This window comes from Streptomyces sp. NPDC101151 (genome assembly GCF_044768335.1).
Classification (GTDB): Bacteria; Actinomycetota; Actinomycetes; order Streptomycetales; family Streptomycetaceae; genus Streptomyces.
Genome location: NZ_JBIWPP010000002.1, coordinates 1 through 22,327, shown reverse-complemented (window position 1 = coordinate 22,327; position 22,327 = coordinate 1). Strand labels below are relative to the sequence as shown.

18 protein-coding genes are annotated in these 22,327 nt (G+C 71.3%); 8 read left to right on the top strand and 10 right to left on the bottom strand.

The window, feature by feature from the left end:
* Nucleotides 1–41 precede the first annotated feature (41 nt).
* Nucleotides 42–554, bottom strand: a complete 513-nt coding sequence (locus ACIRU3_RS03215) for a DUF6912 family protein (protein WP_404050614.1) — start codon at nt 552–554, stop codon at nt 42–44.
* 291 nt (nt 555–845) lie between these two features.
* Between ACIRU3_RS03215 and ACIRU3_RS03210 the strand changes: the two genes are divergently transcribed.
* Nucleotides 846–1,331 carry an Rv3235 family protein gene (locus tag ACIRU3_RS03210; RefSeq protein WP_404050611.1) on the top strand — a complete coding sequence of 162 codons (486 nt, stop codon included), beginning with the start codon at nt 846–848 and terminating at the stop codon, nt 1,329–1,331.
* 367 nt (nt 1,332–1,698) lie between these two features.
* Here the strand turns inward: ACIRU3_RS03210 and secA are convergent, their stop codons facing one another.
* Complete coding sequence (gene secA, locus ACIRU3_RS03205; protein WP_404050609.1) at nt 1,699–4,509, bottom strand: preprotein translocase subunit SecA; 2,811 nt, start codon at nt 4,507–4,509, stop codon at nt 1,699–1,701.
* 253 nt (nt 4,510–4,762) lie between these two features.
* On the opposite strand from secA, the gene ACIRU3_RS03200 reads away from it, so the two are divergent.
* On the top strand, nt 4,763–5,335 hold the full coding sequence (locus ACIRU3_RS03200) for a GNAT family N-acetyltransferase (RefSeq protein WP_404050606.1): 573 nt from the start codon (nt 4,763–4,765) through the stop codon (nt 5,333–5,335).
* A gap of 63 nt (nt 5,336–5,398) precedes the next feature.
* Nucleotides 5,399–6,574 carry a winged helix-turn-helix domain-containing protein gene (locus ACIRU3_RS03195; RefSeq protein WP_404050604.1) on the top strand — a complete coding sequence of 392 codons (1,176 nt, stop codon included), beginning with the start codon at nt 5,399–5,401 and terminating at the stop codon, nt 6,572–6,574.
* Nucleotides 6,575–6,831: 257 nt separating this feature from the next.
* On the opposite strand, the gene ACIRU3_RS03190 is transcribed toward ACIRU3_RS03195, so the two are convergent.
* The 8 genes from ACIRU3_RS03190 to mtnA all read right to left on the bottom strand — a co-directional run bounded on the left by ACIRU3_RS03190 (nt 6,832) and on the right by mtnA (nt 16,373).
* Nucleotides 6,832–7,578: a response regulator gene (locus tag ACIRU3_RS03190; protein WP_404050602.1), complete on the bottom strand. Its 747-nt coding sequence runs from the start codon at nt 7,576–7,578 to the stop codon at nt 6,832–6,834.
* A gap of 204 nt (nt 7,579–7,782) precedes the next feature.
* Complete coding sequence (gene hpf / locus ACIRU3_RS03185; RefSeq protein WP_404051865.1) at nt 7,783–8,475, bottom strand: ribosome hibernation-promoting factor, HPF/YfiA family; 693 nt, start codon at nt 8,473–8,475, stop codon at nt 7,783–7,785.
* A 314-nt stretch (nt 8,476–8,789) separates the two neighbouring features.
* The gene (locus ACIRU3_RS03180) at nt 8,790–9,689 is read right to left on the bottom strand and encodes a ComF family protein (RefSeq protein WP_404050599.1); all 900 of its coding nucleotides are present in this window, start codon (nt 9,687–9,689) and stop codon (nt 8,790–8,792) included.
* A 339-nt stretch (nt 9,690–10,028) separates the two neighbouring features.
* On the bottom strand, nt 10,029–11,870 hold the full coding sequence (locus ACIRU3_RS03175; RefSeq protein WP_404050597.1) for an LpqB family beta-propeller domain-containing protein: 1,842 nt from the start codon (nt 11,868–11,870) through the stop codon (nt 10,029–10,031).
* Entirely contained in the window at nt 11,860–13,959 is a 2,100-nt protein-coding gene (gene mtrB, locus ACIRU3_RS03170) for an MtrAB system histidine kinase MtrB (protein ID WP_404050595.1), read from the bottom strand. Before mtrB ends, ACIRU3_RS03175 begins: the two co-directional genes overlap by 11 nt.
* Nucleotide 13,960: 1 nt before the next feature.
* Nucleotides 13,961–14,650: a two-component system response regulator MtrA gene (mtrA, locus tag ACIRU3_RS03165; protein WP_191870552.1), complete on the bottom strand. Its 690-nt coding sequence runs from the start codon at nt 14,648–14,650 to the stop codon at nt 13,961–13,963.
* A gap of 118 nt (nt 14,651–14,768) precedes the next feature.
* Entirely contained in the window at nt 14,769–14,942 is a 174-nt protein-coding gene (locus ACIRU3_RS03160; protein WP_404050592.1) for a hypothetical protein, read from the bottom strand.
* A 288-nt stretch (nt 14,943–15,230) separates the two neighbouring features.
* The gene (gene mtnA / locus ACIRU3_RS03155) at nt 15,231–16,373 is read right to left on the bottom strand and encodes an S-methyl-5-thioribose-1-phosphate isomerase (RefSeq protein WP_404050589.1); all 1,143 of its coding nucleotides are present in this window, start codon (nt 16,371–16,373) and stop codon (nt 15,231–15,233) included.
* A 140-nt stretch (nt 16,374–16,513) separates the two neighbouring features.
* Here mtnA and ACIRU3_RS03150 point away from each other — a divergent pair, with 140 nt between their 5' ends.
* From ACIRU3_RS03150 to ACIRU3_RS03130, 5 genes are read left to right on the top strand one after another with little or no spacing between them, the layout of a single operon-like run.
* Nucleotides 16,514–17,887 (top strand): glycerophosphoryl diester phosphodiesterase membrane domain-containing protein, encoded by a 1,374-nt coding sequence (locus ACIRU3_RS03150; RefSeq protein WP_404050586.1) that lies wholly within the window; start codon nt 16,514–16,516, stop codon nt 17,885–17,887.
* Between the two features lie 4 nt (nt 17,888–17,891).
* A complete protein-coding gene (locus tag ACIRU3_RS03145) occupies nt 17,892–18,674 on the top strand; it encodes a DUF4129 domain-containing protein (protein WP_404050583.1) in 783 nt (260 codons plus the stop codon).
* A complete protein-coding gene (locus ACIRU3_RS03140) occupies nt 18,671–19,867 on the top strand; it encodes a DUF4350 domain-containing protein (protein ID WP_404050580.1) in 1,197 nt (398 codons plus the stop codon). Before ACIRU3_RS03145 ends, ACIRU3_RS03140 begins: the two co-directional genes overlap by 4 nt.
* On the top strand, nt 19,867–20,856 hold the full coding sequence (locus ACIRU3_RS03135) for an AAA family ATPase (RefSeq protein WP_404050578.1): 990 nt from the start codon (nt 19,867–19,869) through the stop codon (nt 20,854–20,856). The genes ACIRU3_RS03140 and ACIRU3_RS03135 overlap by 1 nt, the downstream gene beginning before the upstream one ends.
* A complete protein-coding gene (locus ACIRU3_RS03130; RefSeq protein WP_404050576.1) occupies nt 20,856–22,166 on the top strand; it encodes a DUF58 domain-containing protein in 1,311 nt (436 codons plus the stop codon). The genes ACIRU3_RS03135 and ACIRU3_RS03130 overlap by 1 nt, the downstream gene beginning before the upstream one ends.
* The last annotated feature ends 161 nt before the right edge of the window (nt 22,167–22,327 follow it).

Genomic DNA, 22,327 nt, shown 5'->3' with positions numbered 1-22,327 from the left:
AATCAAGGCGGACGGGCCACCCGCGGACTCGCCGGGCCAGGTCAGGCCAGGTCCACCAGGTTGGGGATCTCCTGCCTGGCGTACCACAGCAGCTCGTGGTCCTCGGCCCCGTCCACGACGAACTGCGCGCCGTCGTCACCGCCGTCGGCCGCCTCCAGCGCTCCGGCCGCCGCGGCCACGTCCGCCTCCGCGTCGCCGGCGTCGACGTGCACGGCCGCCGCCTTCGCGAGCGGCACCGTGGCGGCCACCGTCACCTCGCCGAGCGCGGCCGGATCGAGTCCGCGGTCCGGGTCGGCCGTGGCGGCACCGTCGGCCACGTCGACGGCGACCACGACCCGGCGCCGTACCGCATCCGGATCGGCCGTGAGCAGCCGGAGCGAGGCCAGCGCGGCCCGGCTGAGCGCCGCGTACTCCAGCTCCTCGATGTCCTCGGACACGTACCACTCACGCAGAGCAGGCGTGACGGCGTAGGCGACGAAGGGGCCGCTCCCCAGCTCACCCGTCTTGTGCGCCTCGGCGAGACCGGGGAGGGTCAGGGGGACGTAGACGCGCATGGCTGGCCGCTCTTTCCTGGTCACCGACGGGCCTTCAGGATACGTGCGGCCGTCCCCTTTCGAGGCCCGGCCCGCACCCCCGGCCGCGTCCACCCACCGCCCTCCACCTCACCCGGTCCCCCCGCTCGCCCACGGGACTTTCGGGGACCCTCACCACTCGGATAGGTGAACGTCCTTGGCCCCTCACCAGGCACCCCGCCTCCCTTGCGACGGCCGTCCCCGCCCCCGTACAAGATCCCCACCAGCGAGTTACCGCCCGGTACGTTCCGGGCCCGCCGAACGGGGATCCCCATGAACAAGGTCATGAGCCGCACCGCTCACCCCCGCCCGCGCCACCGTCCGCCGACCCGCCAGGACTCCCGTCGGCCGGGCAGCACACCGCCCCGCAACCCGGTGCCCGGCAGGGCCGTCACGGCGCCGGGGACGGCCGTGGCGCAGCCGCGCCCCACCGACCTCTTCGCCGACCGTCTGCTGGCCGTCCTCAGCGGCCGGCGACCCGTCCACTGGATGCTCCGGCACACCGCGGGCCGCGCCTACGACGACCTCGCCCGCCTCGCCGAACGCGGGCCCCTGCGCACCCACGGCACCCGCCCCGTCGTCAGCGACATCGGCTACTACGTCCCCCGCACCGGCGCCCTCGAAGTCTTCGCCCGCATCGCCGCCGGCAACCAGCTGCGTGCGATGGCCTTCCGTCTTGAGCAGGGGCCGGACCACCGCTGGCGCTGCACCGCGGTGGAACTGGAAGGCCCCAGGCCCCCACGCCTCCCCGAGGACTAAGAGCTGTCCTACCTTCACGACGTGGGTCTGATCCGGTCGATCAGCGCGCGGCGTCGGATGCGGTGCATCGCAAGGCGGAGGGTCGTCCTCATACTGGGCGTATGCGGGCGATCCGACAAAGCGGCGAGGTGCCGTAGCTGTCATCGTGCGCCCGCCCGGGATTACGGGACAGCCCTTGGCCAGCCACCCCCCGCCTGCACGGACGCCGTCCCGAGCAGCTGCGCGGGCCAGGGAGCCACAGCAGTGGGCAGAGGCAGCGGGCAGGGGGCGACAGGCAGCGGAGCGACGCACCACACCGCACCGCAAGCCGAAGGGCCGAGCCCCCGAAGGAGACCCGGCCCTGAGTCCACGGCGCAAGCGCCGCAGGTCACTTCTTGCGGCGCCGCCCGCCCTTCGCCTGGCGACGGCGCTCGGCGCGCGTCAGCCCGTCGGACTCGGAGCGGACAGGCTCGTCGTCCTCGAGGTCGCGCTCCACGATGCCGCCCTCACCGTCCACGGTGGGCGCGGAGAAGTGCAGATCCCGCCGCTGCGGAACATCCAGCCCCTTGGCCCGGATCTCCGGACGCGCGCCCGCCTGCGCCGGCACGGTGTCCTGGACACCCTCCGCCACCGGCTGGGCCTCCTCGACCGGGACCTCCTCGACCTGCTGCTCGACCTGGACCTCCAGGTTGAACAGGTAGCCGACGGACTCCTCCTTGATGCCCTCCATCATGGCGGTGAACATGTCGAAGCCCTCGCGCTGGTACTCGACCAGCGGGTCCTTCTGGGCCATCGCGCGCAGGCCGATGCCCTCCTGGAGGTAGTCCATCTCGTAGAGGTGCTCGCGCCACTTGCGGTCGAGGACCGACAGCACGACCCGGCGCTCCAGCTCCCGCATGATCTCGGAGCCGAGCTGGCCCTCCCGGGACTCGTACTGCTCGCGGATGTCGTCCTTGATGGACTCGGAGATGAACTCGGCGGTCAGACCCGCCCGGTCACCGGCCGCCTCCTCCAGCTCCTCGACGGTGACCTTCACCGGGTAGAGCTGCTTGAACGCACCCCACAGCCGGTCCAGGTCCCAGTCCTCGGGGAAGCCCTCGGCGGTCTCCGCGCCGACGTACGCGTCGATCGTGTCGTCCGTGAAGTGCTGCACCTGCTCGTGCAGGTCCTCGCCCTCCAGGACGCGGCGGCGCTCGCCGTAGATGACCTCGCGCTGCCGGTTGAGCACCTCGTCGTACTTCAGAACGTTCTTACGCGTCTCGAAGTTCTGCTGCTCGACCTGCGACTGCGCGGACGCGATGGCGCGCGTGACCATCTTGTTCTCGATCGGCACGTCGTCCGGCACGTTCGCCATCGACATCACGCGCTCGACCATCTGGGCCTTGAAGAGCCGCATGAGGTCGTCACCGAGGGACAGGTAGAAGCGGGACTCGCCCGGGTCGCCCTGACGGCCGGAACGACCGCGCAGCTGGTTGTCGATACGCCGCGACTCGTGCCGCTCGGTACCCAGGACGTAGAGCCCGCCGAGGTCCTTGACCTCCTCGAACTCCGCCTTGACCGCCTGCTCGGCCTTCTGCAGGGCGGCGGGCAGGGCGTGCGCCCACTCCTCGATGTGCTCGTCGGGGTCGAGGCCGTGCTGGCGCAGCTCCGCCTCGGCGAGGTCCTCGGGGTTGCCGCCGAGCTTGATGTCCGTACCACGGCCGGCCATGTTGGTGGCCACGGTCACGGCGCCCTTGCGGCCGGCCTGGGCGACGATCGACGCCTCACGCTCGTGCTGCTTGGCGTTCAGCACCTCGTGCTGGATGCCGCGCTTGCTGAGCTGCTGGGACAGGTACTCCGACTTCTCGACGGACGTCGTACCGACGAGGATCGGCTGGCCCTTCTCGTGCTTCTCGGCGATGTCGTCGACGACCGCCTCGAACTTGGCCACCTCGGTGCGGTAGATCAGGTCCGACTGGTCCTTGCGGACCATCGGCTTGTTGGTCGGGATCGGCACCACGCCGAGCTTGTAGATCTGGTGGAACTCGGCGGCCTCGGTCATGGCCGTACCGGTCATGCCGGAGAGCTTGCTGTAGAGGCGGAAGAAGTTCTGCAGGGTGATCGTGGCGAGCGTCTGGTTCTCGTCCTTGATGTCCACCCCTTCCTTCGCCTCGATCGCCTGGTGCATGCCCTCGTTGTAGCGGCGGCCGGCGAGGATACGGCCGGTGTGCTCGTCGACGATCATGACTTCGCCGTCGATGACGACGTAGTCCTTGTCCTTCTTGAAGAGTTCCTTGGCCTTGATGGCGTTGTTCAGGTAGCCCACGAGCGGGGTGTTCACCGACTCGTAGAGGTTGTCGATGCCCAGCCAGTCCTCGACCTTGGAGACGCCGTTCTCGTGGATGGCTACCGTGCGCTTCTTCTCGTCGACGTCGTAGTCGCCGGTCTCCTCGACGCCCTTGAGCGGGTTGCCGGCCTCGCCGGACTTGAGGCGCGTGACCAGCTTGGCGAAGTCGCCGTACCACTTGGTGGCCTGGTCGGCCGGGCCGGAGATGATCAGCGGCGTACGGGCCTCGTCGACCAGGATGGAGTCGACCTCGTCCACGATGGCGAAGTTGTGGCCGCGCTGCACCAGCTCGTCCTTCGACCACGCCATGTTGTCGCGCAGGTAGTCGAAGCCGAACTCGTTGTTCGTGCCGTACGTGATGTCGCACTCGTACTGCTCGCGGCGCTGGGCCGGCGTCATGTTGGCCAGGATGCAGCCGACGCTCAGGCCGAGGAACTTGTGAACGCGGCCCATCATCTCGGAGTCGCGCTCGGCCAGGTAGTCGTTGACCGTGATCAGGTGAACGCCGTTTCCGGAGAGGGCGTTCAGATAAGCAGGCAGCGTGCCGACGAGGGTCTTGCCCTCACCGGTCTTCATCTCGGCCACATAGCCGAGGTGGAGGGCGGCACCACCCATCATCTGCACGTCGTAGTGCCGCTGGCCGAGGACGCGCTTGGCGGCCTCGCGGACGGTGGCGAACGCCTCGGGGAGCAGGTCGTCCAGGCTCTCACCGTCGGCGTACCGCTGCTTGTACTCCTCGGTGAGGGCCCTCAGCTCGGCGTCGGAGAGGTCGACGAAGTCCTCTTCGATGGAGCTGACCTGGTCCGCGATGCGGTGCAGCTTGCGCAGGATCTTTCCTTCGCCTGCACGCATGATCTTCGAGAGGACGGACACGGGGGCTGGTCTCCTTGCCGGTCGGGCCTGGGACGGTCGGTTTGCCTTTGTACGTACTGAGCAACGGCCATCGTATGCGAGGACCCGGCCATGCCGGGAGGCCTGGCGGCCCGACGGCTGTTTCACCCGGGACAACGGACGGATACCGCGGATGGTGCCGCCCCGCGACAAGGAATTGCGCGAAATGTGATCACCCGCTCACGCACCGCGAAAAACGCTGACATGGCACGGGTCTCCGGCGCAGAATCGGCCGATGGAACCCGTCGCTCTCCCCACCGACCGTCTCATGCTGCGCACTGTCGGCCCGGACGACACCGAGGCGGTGTACGAGGCCGCCCAGGATCCGGACCTGCAGCGCTGGATCTCCCAGTTCCCGTCGCCCTACCTTCGCGAGCACGCCGAGAGCTTCACCGGGCACATGGTGCCCGACGGCTGGGCGCACGACACGATGTACACGTTCGGCGTGTTTCTCCCCGCGGGGGAACTGGCCGGGATGCTCGGCATCACGATGCGTGCGCTGGGGGTCGGCGAGGTCGGTTTCTGGGCCGTGAAGGAACACCGCGGCCGCGGCTACATCACCGAGGCCACCCTCGCCGCCGCCCGCTGGGCCTTCACCACGTTGTCCGTCGACCGCCTGGAGTGGCGGGCCGAGGTCGGCAACGGCGCCTCGCGCGCGGTGGCGGAGCGCGCCGGTTTCACCGTCGAGGGCACCCTGCGCTCGGCCGTCAACAACAAGGGGGTGCGCCGGGACTGCTGGGTGGGCTCCCTGCTCCCGTCGGACCTGGGCCTGCCGTCGACGGCGCCGTACCTGCCCGCCCGGACCTGACCCCACCGGGGCGAAACCGCAGGTCATCCAGCGCTGTCAGTGCCACCCTCTATCGTCCGACACATGACGACCCTGCCGCGCCCCACCACCACCCTCACCGCGGACGACGCCCGCCGTATCGCCCTGCGGGCCCAGGGATTCCTCGGTGCGCCCGACCGGCGCGCCGGTGTCCGTGGGGTGCTCCGCCACCTCGGCGCGGTCCAGCTGGACACCATCTCGGTCCTGGCTCGCTCCCACGAGCTGGTTCCGTACGCCCGCCTCGGCGCGGTCGGCCGCAAGAGCGTCGAGTCCGCGTACTGGAAGGACACCCACGCCTTCGAGTACTGGTCGCACGCCGCGTGCATCCTCCCCGTCGAGGAGTGGCCGCACTTCGCGTTCCGCCGCCGCGCCTACCGCGCCCGCCCGCACTGGAACCACCAGCTTCCCGACGGCGCCTACGACCAGGTGATCAAGCAGCTGCGCGCGGAAGGCCCGCTCACGGCCACGGAGTTGGGCGGTGCGAAGAAGACCAACGACTGGTGGGACTGGTCCGGCACCAAGGTCGCCGTCGAGCGCGCGCTGATGTACGGCGAGGTGGTGTGCGTCGAGCGCCGCGGCTGGAAGAGGGTGTACGACCTCGCCGAGCGCGCGATCCCGGCCGCGCTGCTGCACGACGAGCTGGACGACACCGAGTGCGTGCGCCGTCTGGTCCGGCTGGCCGGCGAGTCCCTCGGCGTCGGCACGCGCGCGGACATCGCCGACTACCACCGCCTCAAGGGCGAGCAGGTCGACGCGGTGATCGCCGAATCGGGTCTGGTGCCGGTCGAGGTGGAGGGCTGGGGCAAGCCGGCCTGGGCGGACCCGACGGCCCTCGCCACACCCCCGCGCGGCCGCCACCGCACCACGCTGCTCTCCCCGTTCGACTCACTGATCTGGGAGCGGGCGCGCACGGAGCGGATCTTCGGCTTCACCCACCGCCTGGAGGCCTACGTCCCCAAGCCGAAGCGGGTGTACGGATACTTCGCGATGCCGGTACTGGCCGGCGGCCTGCTGGTCGGCCGTGTGGACCCGGCCCGCGAGGGCCACACTCTGGTGGCCAGGCAGGTCACCCTGGACGGCCCGAAGGCGGTCCCGGCGGTGGCACAGGCCCTGGTCGAGGCGGCGACCTGGGTGAACTGCACGGACGTCCGCGCGGAGCGCGTGGACGCACCCGAACTGCGCGAGCCCCTCACCCGGGAACTCGCCGGTCTGCTCGGCTAGGGCCTGTCCGGCGGATCAGGCCGGCTCCGGGCAACGGTGCCCTCGTCAGCACAGGTGAGCGGGGCCTGGCGCGTCCAGCTGCAAGGCGGAGGAGGGCGTCGACGCGATGGGGGCCCCGCGCGAGCGCAGCCGAGCGCGGGGGACCGTCGGCAACCGACGACAACGCCGCTGGGGGCGCACCCACGCCCCTGAGGCAGTGGGGGAGGGCACCTCAGGCGACGCGAGTCACCGACCTCATGGCCGAGTACACCCAGGCACTAGCGGATCTCGAGGATCTTCTCCCGCATCGCGTAGACCACCGCTTCCATCCTGGAGTGCAGCTGCAGCTTCTCCAGGATGTTGCGGACGTGGTTCTTCACGGTGTTCTCGGAGATGAACAGCTCCTTGGCGATGTCCCGGTTGTTCATCCCGGTCGCGACGAGCTTGAGGACCTCCAGCTCGCGGTCGGTCAGCCGCGGCGCGGGCACCAGCCGTCGTTCGTCGGTGCGCTGGATCATCGACTTGAACTCGGTGAGCAGCTTGGACGCCATGGACGGGCTGATCTGCGACTGCCCGTCGGCCACCGCGCGGATGGCGGTGGCCACCTCGTCCGTGGAGATCTCCTTGAGGAGATATCCGGTCGCGCCCGCTTTGATCGCGTCGTAGAGGTCGGCCTCCTCGTCGCTGATCGTCAGCATGATGATCTTCGCGCTGGGTGCGACCTCCTTGATGGAGGTGCAGGCCTCGATCCCGCCGCGCTTGGGCATCCGCACATCCATCAGCACAATGTCGGGCAGCAGGTCCGCGGCCTTGTCGACGGCCTCGGCGCCGTCGCCCGCCTCGCCGACGACCTGGATGTCCTCCTCGGCCGCGAGCACGATCTCCAGGCCGCGGCGGAAGAGGGCGTGGTCGTCCACGACCAGGACTCGGATCGGTTCCTTGCGCGAAGAGCCCGTGTCCGGGCCCATACCGCTGACACCGTCGTCGGCGTCAGCGTCTCGCATCGGTCCGAAGGTGTCCGCCATCGTTCCTCCCCCTGAAGGCTGTGGCCTGTGGTTCTGTGCCATCGCCAACCCAAGGCAACGACCCACCGGTTGGGCCGGTGCGGCCATGATTTCATGCCCGGACGACGCCGAGGTGACGAGCGGGGCGCGAAGTGGTCGCACACCGGTGCCCCTGGGGGCGCACACGCGCTCCCAGGGGCACAGGCTCAGCTTCGGCCGGGCGGGTCAGCCACCCAGCGTGCCCCCTGCCGCCGGGGGCTGCGCCTCAGCGACCATCGGGTCCGTGCTGAGGTGGATGACGCCGTAGTCGTAGGCGTGTCGCCGGTAGACGACGCTCGGCTCCTTGGTCTCGGAGTCGACGAACAAGTAGAAGTCGTGGCCGACCAGTTCCATCTCGTAGAGGGCCTGGTCGAGGCTCATCGGGTCGGCGACGTGGGTCTTCTCGCGGACGATCAGGGGGCCTTCGCCCTTGACCTCCAGCGAGCCGATCTTCCTGGTCGGCACTCCGTCCGTCTCGTCCTCGTGGACGGGGAGGCCGTTGCCGTTGAGCGTCGCCACGCCCGGGACATGGTCGGGAACCTCGGCCGCCGAGATCCGGCGTGCGCCGCGGCGCGAGAAACGCTTGTCGTGCTGCTTGCGCAGCCGTGCATCCAGCTTTTCCGCCGCCAGGTCGAGTGCCGCGTACGGATCGCTGGCCGCCGCCTCCGCCCGGATCACCGGACCGCGGGACCGCAGCGTGATCTCCACTCGGTCGCACCGGTCGGCCTGACGAGGGTTGGGCTCCTTGGACACCTCGACGTCGAGGCTCATCACCTTGCCGTCGAGCTTCTGGATCTTCTCCAGGTTCAGCTTCTCGGCCACGTGCTTGCGGAACCGCTCGGGCACCTCGGTCTTGCGGCCCTTGACGACGATGTCCACGCAGAACTCCGTTCCCGGATCGCTCCGCTCCATCGGCGGAGCATCTCCCTTTTGCACCAGGCTCCGGTGAGCCCCGGAACCTCGGACTCGGTGACTTCCACCTCCTCCTCCCCCATGGGCAAGATCTCCACCCCACCGCCGCGGGCGATTCAGGAAAGCCCACAGCGCGGCATTCGGATATGAGAGGTGTGGCCTGCGCCTTTCCTCACAACCGAACATATCTCGCCCGGACGGATGTCGTCACCCTCTACCGCGGCGTACCTCCGTTCAGGTGAATTGGCCCTCTCGCTACCTGCAACGATGCAAGTTCGCGCTCAGTTCCTGTTTATTTCGAAAGAATCCCGAGGAGCGGCGACCACGGCTGCATGGAGTGCCTCTCCGGCGGCCTTCGGTGCCGCCTTTTCCGGTGCACCATGCACCCACATCTTCCCCTCCGGCCATGCTCCGGTCCTTCGTTCCCCCCTTCCTTCCCGAGTTGCAGCCTCATACACAGCCTTTCCCCGATCACGGCGTGATACGGACGCCTCCCGAAGGGCCCGCGCCGCCTCCGCGAGGCTCGCGCCCGTCGTGATCAGGTCGTCGACGATCACGACACGGCCCGCGGTGAGCAGCCGCGCTCCGCCTTCCCTCACCTCCAGCGCCCCGGCGAGGTTCTCCAGGCGCTGCCGGGCGTCGAGCCCCGCCTGGTCCGCCACGGCACGCCGCTGCCGCAGCACGGCGGCCACCCGGGCCGGTGTCCCGGTGCGCCGCAGCTCACCGGCCGCCGTGAGCGCCATCCGCCGCACCGGATCGTGCCCACGTGCCCGCACCGCCCAGCGGGCGGAGGGCACGGGGACGAGCAGCACGGTCCTGGGCCCCTGCCGTCCCTCAGCCGCACCATCCGGTCCCCGCCGTGCCGTCACCACGTCATCGGGCCCGGCCGGCCCGAGGCCCGCGCGCACGGCCTCCGCCAGGGCCGCGCCCAGGGCTCCCGCCAGCGCCAGAGCGCCCCGCTCCTTGTGAGCGAGAAGGAGAGCCCGTACTTCTCCCGCGTACGCGGCCGCCGCGTGCACGACCGGCAGTCCGGGCGGTTCCGGCACCGGCCGCACGCGGCGCGGCGCGGCTCCGCCCAGGGCGGTGCGGCATCTCGGACACAGCTCCGTACGAGGTGCCCCGCAGCCTGCGCACTCGGCCGGCAGCACCAGGTCGGTGAGGTCCTTCCACCACCCCCGCATGCCCACCACTGTGCCAACACCCGGGACGAGCGGCCACCCCTGTGGAAAACGCCCTGTGGACGCCGCGGAGCGAAGTCCGCTGCTCATCACCCACACGAGTGATGGCCGTACGGACGCGGGCGTAGGGAGGACGCCCCGCATCACGGGGTCCTCGGCCCGGAGAGGCCGACGCCGTGCCGCCCTCAGCCCGGGCAGGTTCCGACACGATCCCGTCCTCGGCCCGGGGCAAGCCACCGCGGCCCCGTCCTCAGCCCGGGCAGGTCCCCGACACGGACCCCGTCCTCAGCCCGAGCCATCGCGACGGCCTCCTCGACCGGACAAGCCGCCGCGATCCCGTCCTCAGCCCGGATAGACCGGTGCCGTCCCGTCCTTGTCCACCTTCTGCCACTGAGCCCCGGACGGGAGTCGTACGATCCCGTCGTCCTCCGAGTAGGCCACCAGCGGCACCCGTTCGTCCTCGGACGCGGCTATCGCCTTCACACCCGACAGGGCAGCGGGCGCCGGACCGTCCAGGGCCGAGCCGTCGACCTGGACATACCGCATCTGGTGCACGCCACCCTGCTCCTGGCCGACCGCGACCAGCCGGCTGTCCCCGGCCCAGGACATGGCGGTGACCTGCTCCAGGTCGGGCGCGGCCGAGCGCGGTTCGACGACCGCGGGACGCGCCCCCGACTTGTCCTCACGCTCGATCCGCCCGATGAGCAGGGACTGCTTGCCGTCCTTCTCCACGACCAGCGCGACCCGCACCCCGTCGGCCGCCACCCGCACGTCCCGGATGCGCCCGGGCAGCTCCGGGATGGCGACCTCCACCGGTTTGCCGCCCCCCTGGTCCATGACGTACAGCTTGGGATGGCGAGGGTCGCGGTCGGCCACCCACAGGTCGCCGCGGGCGTCCCAACTCGGCGTGGTCAGCCGGTCGGCCACGGTCGCCCCCTGGCTGCTGACCACCGCTTCCCCGAGCGAACCACCCGCCGCCAGCGAGGACACGTACAGGGACTTGCCGTCGGCGCCGACCCCGGCCACTGTGTGCTCGTCCCGCGACACGGCCACCGACTGCATCTCCCTTTCGCCCTCCCCCAGCGGGCCCGGCACCCGAACGGCACTGGTCCCCGTACTCCCGGTCGGCATCCGCACCAGCCGGTGCTTGCCGTCGAGGAAGTACAGGTATTCCGGGTGCTGGGCCGAGGCGTGCCAGGCTGCGGAGTCGGCGCGCTCCCCGGTGAGGTCGCACAGCCGGTGTCCGCCGGGCCCCTGCAACTCGACCGACTCCAGCGTCGGCGTCAGGTTCCGCAGCGTGAACAGCAACTGGGTCGCCATTTCCGTGCACTTGACGGATCCGGCTCGCGAGGCCTTGTCGTTCAGCGGCACCGTCAGTCGGTTCTGGTCGTCCGGTGCCAGCCCCGGCACGCCCTTCTGCAGGGCGGTACCGGTCGGGAAGCTGGACCGGACCACCGGTCCGAGCCAGCTGGTGGGCCCGGCCAGCAGCGACCGCACCACCTGGGTCATCGGGTCCACCTTGCCGCGGACGAACACGGGATCGGCGACCGCGACCGGCTGCCCGGTCGTCCCCACCGTCGTGGTGGAGGCGAAGTAGTACTTGTTGACGGACGTGTAGTTGCGCTGGAAGTCCGACTTGCCCATGACGACGCCCTGGGGCAGCTTGTCGATGCGCCACTGACCGCTCTTGGCGTCCTTGGAAAGGTGCACCTTGTTGCTGTAGGACCCGTCGGCGGGCGCGTACGCCTGCTGGTCGTCGACGGTGGCGACCCGGTTGCCCGTCAGGGCGTAGGTGAGGCTGCTGGTGTCGGTCACCTCCCGGCCGCCGGGCTGCGGGTCGCGCACCACACTCGGTCCGTTCGCCAGGACGGTGGCCGACTGCTCCGGCCGCCAGGTACGCGCGGCATCGGTGGTCAGGTACTTGCGAGCCGTGTCGTACTGCGGATCATCGCTGGTCAGGGCCTCGAGGAACCCCTGCATGATCTCGTTGGGCTGGGCGTCGTCGGCGGGCGGCATGGCGAAAACGCGGACCCCGGTTTCCTGCCGCGGCGTGGACTCGACGTCCCGCAGATCCCCGCTGTCGGGCATCGAGGCGCACCCGGCCAGCAGGACGGCCCCGCAGGCGGCGAAGGCCACCGCGCGTCCCGGCCGGTGCCGGACGCCCCCCTCGCGGTCAGCGCCCACGAAATGCCTCCCCTGGCTCGGTCGAGTCCTTGGGCCCGGCCGGATCCGGACGGCCCTGGTGTGTGTCGGCTGCCGGTCCCGCTCCGGGCCCGGGGCGGCGCGTGCCGCCGGCGGGCCGCGGGACCACGCGTGCGCCGTTGCCGTTGCCGGGCAGCGCGGTCGGGTCGGCGGCGGGGCTGCCGGCCGTCAGGCGCGGGGCGATCGGGGTGCGCGCGGGCAGCGGCGGTGCCTGGCCGCCGCCGGGCTGCACCGGAACCGTCGCCCGCTTCTCCTCGCCGCCGCGGGGCAGGCCGGCGTCGTCGAGTCCGCGGTTGCGCCGCGAGTCCTTGGGTTCCAGCGGTATCGGCGAGCCGCGCAGCGGTTCGTCCGCGGTCCGCGGCAGTGTCAGCCGGAACTGCGAACCGCCGCCCGGCTCGCCCCAGGCCTGCAGCCAGCCGCCGTGCAGCCGGGCGTCCTCCAGGGCGATCGACAGTCCGAGGCCCGTACCGCCGGTGGTACGCGCGCGTGCCGGGTCGGCCCGCCAGAAGCGGCTGAAGACGCGGGTCGCTTCGCCGGGCTTGAGTCCGACTCCGTAGTCGCGCACCGCGATGGCGACCGCACCGCCCGCGGAGGCGAGCTTGACGACGACGTCCTTGCCCTCGCCGTGCTCGACGGCGTTGACGACGAGATTGCGCAGTATGCGCTCCACCCGCCGGGCATCGGCCTCGGCGACGACAGGCTGCTGGTCGCCGATGACACGTATGTGGGTGCCCTTGCGCTCGGCGAGCGGCTCGGCCCCGCCGACCACCCGCCGCACGACCTCCCTGAGGTCTATGGGCTCGGCCTCGAGCGCGGCGGCGCCCGCGTCGAAGCGGCTGATCTCCAGCAGGTCCGCGAGCAGCGACTCGAACCGGTCCAGCTGGTCGGCGAGCAGCTCGGCCGACCGGGCGGTCACCGGATCGAAGTCCTCACGGGCCTCGTGGATGACGTCGGCGGCCATCCGAACGGTCGTCAGCGGTGTGCGCAGCTCGTGCGAGACGTCGGAGACGAACCGCCGCTGCATCCGCGACAGGTCCTCCAGCTGCTGGATCTTCAGTTGGAGGTTCTGCGCCATCTTGTTGAAGGCCTCGCCCAGGCGGGCGATGTCGTCCTCGCCGGTGACCTTCATCCGCTCCTGCAGGCGCCCCGCAGACAGCCGCTCCGCGATCCCGGCCGCCATCCGCACCGGCGTGACGACCTGTCGCACCACCAGCCAGGCGATGGCGCCCAGCAGTACGACGACGAAGAGGCCCGCGGTGGCGAGCGTGCCCTTGACCAGGCTGAGGGACTTCTCCTCCTGGGTGAGCGGGAAGAGGTAGTACAGCTCGTAGGGGTGGCCGTTGGGGTCGTTGACCTGCTTGCCGATGACCAGCGCCGGCTGGGACTCCTTGCCGTTGTAGTAGACGATCCGGGTGTAGCTCTGGGCGGCCGTCGTACTGCTGTTGATCCGGTCCCGCAGGTCGGCGGGCATGCTGGAGGACGGGTTGACGTTTCCGGAGCCGCGCGGGCTGCGCCCGCCGCCGCTGTCGTCGCCCACGGGCAGCGTCACGACGTCGAAGGCGCCGGCGCCGCCGCTGGAGAGCGACTCCACGAGATCGCTCATCCACTGGATGACGTTCTGCGACTGCCGTCCGTCGGCGTCGGCGGTGCCGTCACCGGTGCCGCTCCCCGTGCCTGTGCCGCCGGCGGCCTCGTCGGCCTTCTGCTTGGCCACCGCGAACCCGCCGGTGGCCTGGCTCTGCGACGCCTTCACCTTCGCGTCCAGCAGGCCGTTGCGCACCTGCCCGATCACGACGAAGCCCAGCAGCAGGACGACGCCCAGTGACATCAGCAGGGTCGTGGCGACGACCCGGAGCTGGATGTTGCGCCGCCACAGCCGCATGACGGGCAGCAGCGGGCGGCGCACCCAGCGCATGAACAGGCGGACGACCGGGCTGCCCTTCACGCCGCCCTGCAGCAGCCCACCCTCGAAGAGGCGTCCCCTGCGCGAACCCGCCGCCTTCCGGCCGACAGGCCGCTCCGGACGGGCCCCGGACCGGCCGGGAGCCGAAGCGGCACTGTCCCCGGACATGTCAGCTCGGTCCTGCCTTGTAACCGACGCCGCGGACGGTCACCACGATCTCCGGCCGCTCCGGGTCCTTCTCGACCTTGGAGCGCAGCCGCTGGACGTGGACGTTGACCAGGCGGGTGTCGGCGGCGTGCCGGTACCCCCACACCTGCTCGAGCAGCACCTCACGCGTGAACACCTGCCACGGCTTGCGGGCCAGCGCGACCAGCAGGTCGAACTCCAGCGGGGTCAGCGCGATCGACTGCCCGTCCCGCTTCACCGAGTGCCCGGCCACGTCGATGACCAGGTCACCGATGGTGAGCTGCTCCGGCGCCGGCTCCTCCGACCTCCTGAGCCGCGCCCGGATCCGGGCCACCAGCTCCTTCGGCTTGAACGGCTTCACGATGTAGTCGTCGGCGCCCGACTCCAGGCCCACGACGACATCGACGGTGTCGCTCTTGGCCGTGAGCATCACGATCGGCACCCCGGACTCCGCCCTGATCAGGCGGCACACCTCGATACCGTCCCGACCGGGCAGCATCAGGTCCAGCAGCACCAGGTCGGGCTTGGTCTCACGGAAAGCGGCCAGCGCCTTGTCGCCGTCGGCTACGAAAGACGGCTCAAAACCTTCACCACGCAGCACGATGCCGAGCATCTCGGCCAGTGCGGTGTCGTCGTCGACGACAAGGACTCGTCCCTTCATAAACGACATCATCCCATTCTCGTAACGACGACAGAGTCCCAGGTGAGGCAGCTCACTGGCCTGTGACGATAGTCGTACGGGGCCGTCACTGTCTGCCCCTGTCCGCCGACGTCCATGTCAGTCACGGATGTCAGCTCGGCTCGACCGCGCTCCGCCGCTCGTTGATCGCTGCCGCGAGTGCAAGCAGCGCCTCCGCGTGGGCCGCCCTGGGGCGCTGCTCCTGGGAGAGGCGCCCTGTGGTTTCACGCTCAACCGCTTTCATCAACTCCTGTGCCGTGTGTGCGTGCGCGGCATGGTCGGCCATGAGGCCTCCCCGCAGTCGTGTCGGACGGTGATGAGCCCCGAGGTGAGCCGTTCCCCACTTCTCGGCCCACCACCCTCCCCAGCTCCGTAAGAGCTCCGTACGAGCTCCGTAGGGGACGGGAGCACCGCATCTCACGCCCGCTCGTACGGACCCGCAGTCGCGAACGGCGCCCCGGCCCGTGGCCTCACGCGAGCCCTTGTCGATGCCGCCATGGACGTCACGGCCCCTCGTCTGCGGCACACCGCAGGCGGAGGGGCCGTGGTCGTGGACCGGCACGACATCACCCCATCAGCCGGTCGTCACCTGGCGGGACCTGGCACACAGCTCCGCGAGAGACTCGGCCGTCACGGGCGAAACGGCTCCCTCCTCGGTGACGATCGCCGTCACCAGCTCGGGCGGCGTCACGTCGAACGCCGGGTTGTACGCCTGGGTCCCCAGGGGCGCCACCGGAATCCCGCCCCCTGCTCCCGCCACGTGCACCTGGGGTGCCGTCACCTCGGTCACCTCATGACCGGGACGCTGCTCGACCTCGATGGACGCCCCGTCCGGCGTGTCCGGATCCACCGTCGTCACCGGCGCCACCACGATGAACGGCACATGGTGGTACCGCGCGAGCACCGCGAGCGGATAGCTCCCCACCTTGTTCGCCACCGAACCGTCGGCCGCGATCCGGTCCGCCCCGATCAGCACCGCATCCACCTCACCCGCCGAGAACAGCGAACCGGCCGCGTTGTCCGTGAGCAAGGTGTACGCCATGCCGTGGCGAGCCGCCTCGTACGCCGTCAGGCGAGCGCCCTGCAGCAACGGACGCGTCTCGTCCACCCACAGCCGCCTGAGCCGTCCCGCCCGGTGCGCGGCGAGGGCCACCGCGAACGCGGTCCCCTCCCCGCCCGACACCAGTGATCCGCTGTTGCAGTGGGTCAGGATCCGTTGCCCGCCGCCCGGCAGCAGCTCGTCCAGCAGCGCCAGGCCGTGAGCGGCCATACGGGTGCTTGCCTCGGCATCCTCCCGGTGCAGCGTCCGCGCCGCGGTCAGCGCCGCCGTCGCCGCCACGGTCGGGTCGCCGGTCCCGACGAGCGCCGTGCGGTGGGCGGACTCGGCTCTGCGCACCCCGACAGCGAGGTTCACCGCGGTGGGCCGGGCCCCCTCGAGCGCCCGCGCGGCCTCCTGCACGTCGAAGCCCCGCACGGCGGCGAGCGCGACGCCGTACGCCCCCGCGATCCCGAGCAACGGCGCCCCGCGCACGGCGAGCGAACGGATCGCCTCCACCAGCGCCGGCGCGTCCGTGCACACCAGCTCGACCTCTTCGGTGGGCAGCCTCGTCTGGTCGAGAAGTACCAGTACAGGACCTTCGGGTGGCTCCTCCCATCGGATCACGGGTATCTCGGTCGGCCGCTTGTCCTCGCCGGATTGCGCGTACTGATCAGCCATGCCGTCAGTCTGCCCCGGATCCGGCGGACAATTGAAGGAGTGCAGCCCCTACCGCGGCCGGTCACGCGATGACCACCCCATGGCACGATGTCTGCCAACCTGCCGCCGCGACCGCGGACGGGCACCGTGAAGGAGCTTCGATGACAGACACTCCGGGCTGGGCCTCGCCCGGATCCGACCCGTCGTCCGACGGGCGGGAACCCGGCGCGTCCGGCCCCGCCGAGCCCGCCGACCGTCCCGGCCAGCCCGGCCCCGCCGAGCCGGCCGCACAGCCTGGCATAGATCCGCAGGGCCCAGGCCCGAAGTGGTCCAGCGAGCAGCCGCCCCCCGGCCAATGGCCCGCGCCCACGGGCCCCCCGAGCCCCGGCCAGGCCCCGCCACCCCCACCGGCCGGCCCGGGATGGGGCGGCGGACAGCCCGGCGGGTACGGAGGCGGCGCGTACGGCGGCCCTCCCGGCGGCTATGGCACCCCCGGCGGCTACGGGGCCTGGGGCGGCGGCTGGGGCGGTCCCCCGCCCGCGGCCAAGCCCGGCGTGATCCCGCTGCGCCCGCTCGGCGTCGGCGAGATCCTCGACGGCGCCGTCTCCACCATGCGCACCTACTGGCGCACGGTCCTCGGCATCTCGCTCACGGTCGCGATCGTCACCCAGCTGAGCGTGATCCTCCTGCAGGGTCTCCTGCTGAACGACGGTGAGACCACCGACACCCTCAACGACCGCAGCGCCTCGGCGAGCGAGGTATTCCGGGCCCTGGGCGCGCTCATGGCCGGCACCGGTGCCGTCGCCGTGATCTCCGTCGTCGGCACCATCGTCGCGACCGCCCTGCTCACCACGGTCACCAGCCGTGCCGTCCTCGGCAAGCCGGTCAGCGCCGGCGAGGCCTGGCGGGACGCCCGCCCGCAGGTCCCCAAGCTGTTCGGGCTGCTCCTCCTGCTGGGCCTCATCTCCGTCGGCGTGCTGGTGTGCGGCGCGGTGCCCGGCATCATCGTCGCCGTGGCCGGCGGAAACGAGGGAGCCAGCATCGCGCTGGTCGTCCTGGGTCTCCTCGCCGCCGCCATCGTCGCGGTGTGGCTGACGATCCGCTTCTCCCTGGCCTCGCCCGCGCTGATGCTGGAGCGGCAGAGCATCGTGAAGTCGATGAGCCGCTCCGCGAAGCTGGTCCGCGGCTCCTGGTGGCGCGTCCTCGGCATCCAGCTGCTCGCCGGGATCATCGCCAACATCGTCTCGTCGCTCGTGGTGGTCCCCTTCGCCCTCATCGCGGCCGCCGTCAGCGGCGACGGCATGACGGGCTTCTTCGCCACCAACACCCAGGCCCCGGGCTGGACCTTCCTGATCATCAGCGGCATCGGCTCGGTGGTCGGCTCCATGCTCACCCTCCCGATCAACGCGGGCGTCACCGTGCTCCTCTACATCGACCAGCGCATCCGCCGCGAGGCCCTCGACCTCGAACTGGCCCGCGCCGCCGGTGTCCAGGAGCACGGCGTCGGCACCCCCGGCCCCGTCCCGGGGAGCTGATGCGGTGAGCCCGACGGGGGGAGTTCTGACGGCGGCACCGGCCCTGCCGGGCGCCGCCGGATCGGCCGTACGCGGCCTGCTGGGCGCGGCGCACACCACCGTGCTGGCGATCGGCGGCTCGGGCGACGAGCCGCCCGTGACCATTCCGCGCGATCCCGCACGGGAGGCGGCACGCCGTGAGCTGTCCAAGCGGATGTACCACGAGAACGACCCCAGCCTGATCCAGCGTGCCCTGAACGCCTTCTGGGACTGGGTGGGCAGGCTGCTCGACACGGCGTCCTCGGCGACACCCGGCGGCACGCTCGGTCTGCTTGTCGTGGTCCTGTTCGTCGTCGCCGTCCTGGCCGCCCTGTGGTGGCGCCTGGGCACCCCGCGCCGCCAACCGGTCTCCGCCCCGACCCTCTTCGACGACCGCCCCCGCAGCGCCGCCGAACACCGCTCGGCCAGCGAGGCACACGCCGCCCAGGGCCATTGGAACCAGGCCGTCCAGGAACGCATGCGAGCCATCGTCCGCTCCCTGGAGGAACGGACCCTGCTCGACGTACGGCCCGGCCGCACCGCCGACGAAGCGGCCGCCGAGGCCGGCCGCACCCTCCCCTCGCACACGGACCGACTGCGCACCGCCGCCCGGGAGTTCGACGACGTCACATACGGTGGACGCAGGGCGAACCAGCAGTCGTACCAGCGCATCGCCGACCTCGACCGGGACCTGGAACGCAGCCGGCCCGTCCTCGCGAACAGCGTCACCAGCACGGCCCACAACACCCGCCAGGGGGCCGCCGAATGACCGCCGGGGCCACGCTGCCGACCACTTCGACATCTCCGACCGCCCGCCAGGTGTGGACCCGCACGCGAGGAATCGGCCTCGCCGTCGTGCTGATCCTGGTCGCGGCCGTCGCGATGGCCGCCGTCCGCTCCCAGACCCGGCACGGCGAACTCGACCCGCGCTCCGCCGACCCCTACGGCAGCCGCGCCGTCGCCGAACTCCTCGCCGACCGGGGCGTCTCCACACGCGTGGTCACCTCGCTCGGCGCGGCGCGCGCCGCCGCCGGACCGGACACCACACTCCTCGTCGCCGTCCCCGACCTCCTGACCCCTCGTCAACAGGCCGGACTGCGCTCGGCGACGGCGGAGGCCGGCGGCCGCACCGTCCTCGTCGCCGCCGGCAGCTCCTCCGTCGAGCGACTCGCCCCCGGGGTCACCGCGGACCCCGCCACCAGCTTCGGCTCGACGCTCGCCCCCGACTGCACCCTGCCCGAGGCCCGGCGCGCAGGCAGCGCCGACACCGGTGGCATCCGCTACACGACCACCCACCTCGACGCCGACTCCTGCTACCCCAGCGACCGTCTCGCCACCCTGATCCGCCTCCCGGCGGCCTCCGGGGGCGGCGACACCGTCGTGCTCGGCGCGCCCGACATCCTCTACAACAAGCGCCTCGACAAGCAGGGCAATGCCTCGCTCGCCCTCCAACTCCTCGGTTCCCGCCCCCATTTGGTCTGGTACCTCCCCTCGCTCTCCGACTCCTCCGCCACCGACACCGGCGAGCGGAAGAGCTTCCTCGATCTGCTCCCCTCGGGCTGGCTCTGGGGCACCCTGCAGCTGTTCATCGCCGCGGCCCTCGCCGCCTTCTGGCGGGCACGCCGGTTCGGCCCCCTCGTGCCCGAAAAACTCCCCGTCGCGGTCCGCGCCTCCGAAACCACCGAAGGCCGCGCGCGCCTCTACCGCAAGGCCAACGCCCGCGACCGCGCGGCAGCCGCTCTTCGCTCCACCACCCGCACGCGCCTCGCCCCCCTCGTCGGCGTCCCCGTCGCCCAGGCGCATGCGCCCGAAGCCCTGCTCCCCGCCCTGTCCGCCCACCTGCACGGCGACGGACAGGCCCTGCACGCCCTGCTCTTCGGACCGCCGCCCGGCGACGACGCGGCCCTCATCGCACTCACCGACCAACTCGACGCCCTCGAAAGAGAGGTACGCCGTTCATGATGGACCCGACCACTGACAACGCAGGGAAGACCGGGGACTCGGGCGCCGCCCGGGCCTCCCTGGAAGCCCTGCGCGCCGAGATCGCCAAAGCCGTGGTCGGCCAGGACCCCGCCGTGACCGGCCTCGTCGTCGCCCTCCTGTGCCGCGGACACGTTCTCCTCGAAGGAGTCCCCGGAGTCGCCAAGACGTTGCTCGTCCGCACGCTCGCGTCCGCGCTCGAACTGGACACCAAGCGCGTCCAGTTCACGCCCGACCTGATGCCGAGCGACGTCACCGGCTCCCTCGTCTACGACACCCGCAGCGCCGAGTTCTCCTTCCAGCCCGGCCCGGTGTTCACCAACCTCCTCCTGGCCGACGAGATCAACCGCACCCCGCCGAAGACCCAGTCCTCCCTCCTGGAAGCCATGGAGGAACGCCAGGTCACGGTCGACGGCACCCCGCGGCCGCTCCCGGAGCCGTTCCTGGTCGCCGCGACCCAGAACCCGGTCGAGTACGAGGGCACATACCCTCTCCCCGAGGCCCAACTGGACCGTTTTCTGCTCAAGCTGACGATCCCTCTGCCGTCGCGCCAGGACGAGATCGACGTCCTCACCCGCCACGCCTCGGGCTTCAACCCGCGGGACCTGCGCGCCGCCGGCGTACGCCCGGTCGCCGGCCCGGCCGACCTCGACGCGGCCCGCGCCGCGGTCGCCAAGACGACCGTCTCCCCCGAGATCACCGCCTACGTGGTGGACATCTGCCGCGCCACCCGCGAGTCGCCCTCGCTGACCCTCGGCGTCTCCCCCCGCGGCGCCACCGCCCTGCTCGCCACCTCTCGGGCCTGGGCCTGGCTGACGGGCCGCGACTACGTCATCCCCGACGATGTGAAGGCTCTGGCCCTGCCCACCCTGCGCCACCGGGTCCAGTTGCGCCCCGAGGCCGAAATGGAGGGTGTGACCGCCGACTCCGTCATCAACGCCATCCTCGCCCACGTCCCGGTACCCCGCTGATGGCACTCACCGGACGCGCCGCCCTCCTCGCGGCCCTCGGTTCGATCCCCGTCGGCATCCTGGAACCCGGCTGGACGGGCATCCTCGCGGTCAACGGTCCCCTGGCCCTGGCCTGCGCCTGCGACTACGCACTGGCGGCGCCCGTACGACGGCTCGTCCTGTCCCGCTCCGGCGACACCTCCACACGTCTCGACGAGGCCGCCGACGTCACACTCACGATCACGAACCCGACCCGCCGCCTTCTGCGGGCACGCCTACGGGACGCCTGGCCGCCCAGCAGCTGGCAGCCCGGCACCGAGATGGAGGGCTCGCGGCACCGCGTCACCATCCCGGCCGGTGAACGCCGGCGGGTGACCACCCGGCTGCGCCCGACCCGCCGCGGCGACCGCCAGGCCGACCGCGTGACGATCCGCTCCTACGGCCCTCTCGGTCTCTTCTCCCGCCAGGGCGCCCACCGGGTGCCCTGGACGGTACGGGTTCTGCCGCCGTTCACCAGCCGAAAGCACCTGCCGTCGAAACTCGCCCGACTCCGTGAACTCGACGGTCGCACAAGCGTGCTGACCCGCGGTGAGGGCACCGAGTTCGACAGCCTGCGCGAGTACGTCCCGGGCGACGACACCCGCTCGATCGACTGGCGTGCCACCGCCCGCCGGTCCGCGGTGGCCGTCCGGACATGGCGACCCGAACGCGATCGCCACATCCTTCTGGTTCTCGACAGCGGCCGGACCTCGGCCGGCCGAGTGGGTGACATCCCACGTCTGGACGCCTCCCTGGACGCGGCGCTGCTCCTCGCGGCGCTCGCCTCCCGCGCCGGCGACCGCGTGGACCTGCTGGCCTACGACCGCCGGGTCCGCGCCCTGGTCCAGGGCCGCTCCGCCGGCGATGTCCTGCCGTCCCTGGTCAACGCGATGGCAACGCTGTGGCCGGAACTCGTCGAAACCGACGCTCGTGGGCTCACGGCGACGGCTCTTCGTACGGCCCCTCGGCGCTCCCTGATCGTGCTGTTCACGACGCTCGACGCGGCGCCGGTGGAGCAGGGTCTGCTACCCGTGCTCCCGCAGCTCACCCAGCGCCACACGGTCCTCGTCGCCTCGGTGGCCGACCCACACATCGCACGAATGGCGCAGGCACGAGGCAACGCCGAGGCGGTGTACGAGGCCGCCGCGGCGGCGCACGCACAGAGCGAACGTCAGCGCACGGCGGAACAACTCCGCCGTCACGGCGTAACGGTCGTGGACGCGACGCCCGATGATCTGGCCCCGGCTCTGGCGGACGCCTATCTCGCTCTGAAGGCGGCCGGTCGGCTCTGATTCGGCATTTCTGGCCCCCTCGGGGGACACATAACCCCTGGAACGCAAAAAACCCCCGCATCTTTAGATGCGGGGGTTTTCCCAAAATTTGTTCGGCGGCGTCCTACTCTCCCACAGGGTCCCCCCTGCAGTACCATCGGCGCTGTGAGGCTTAGCTTCCG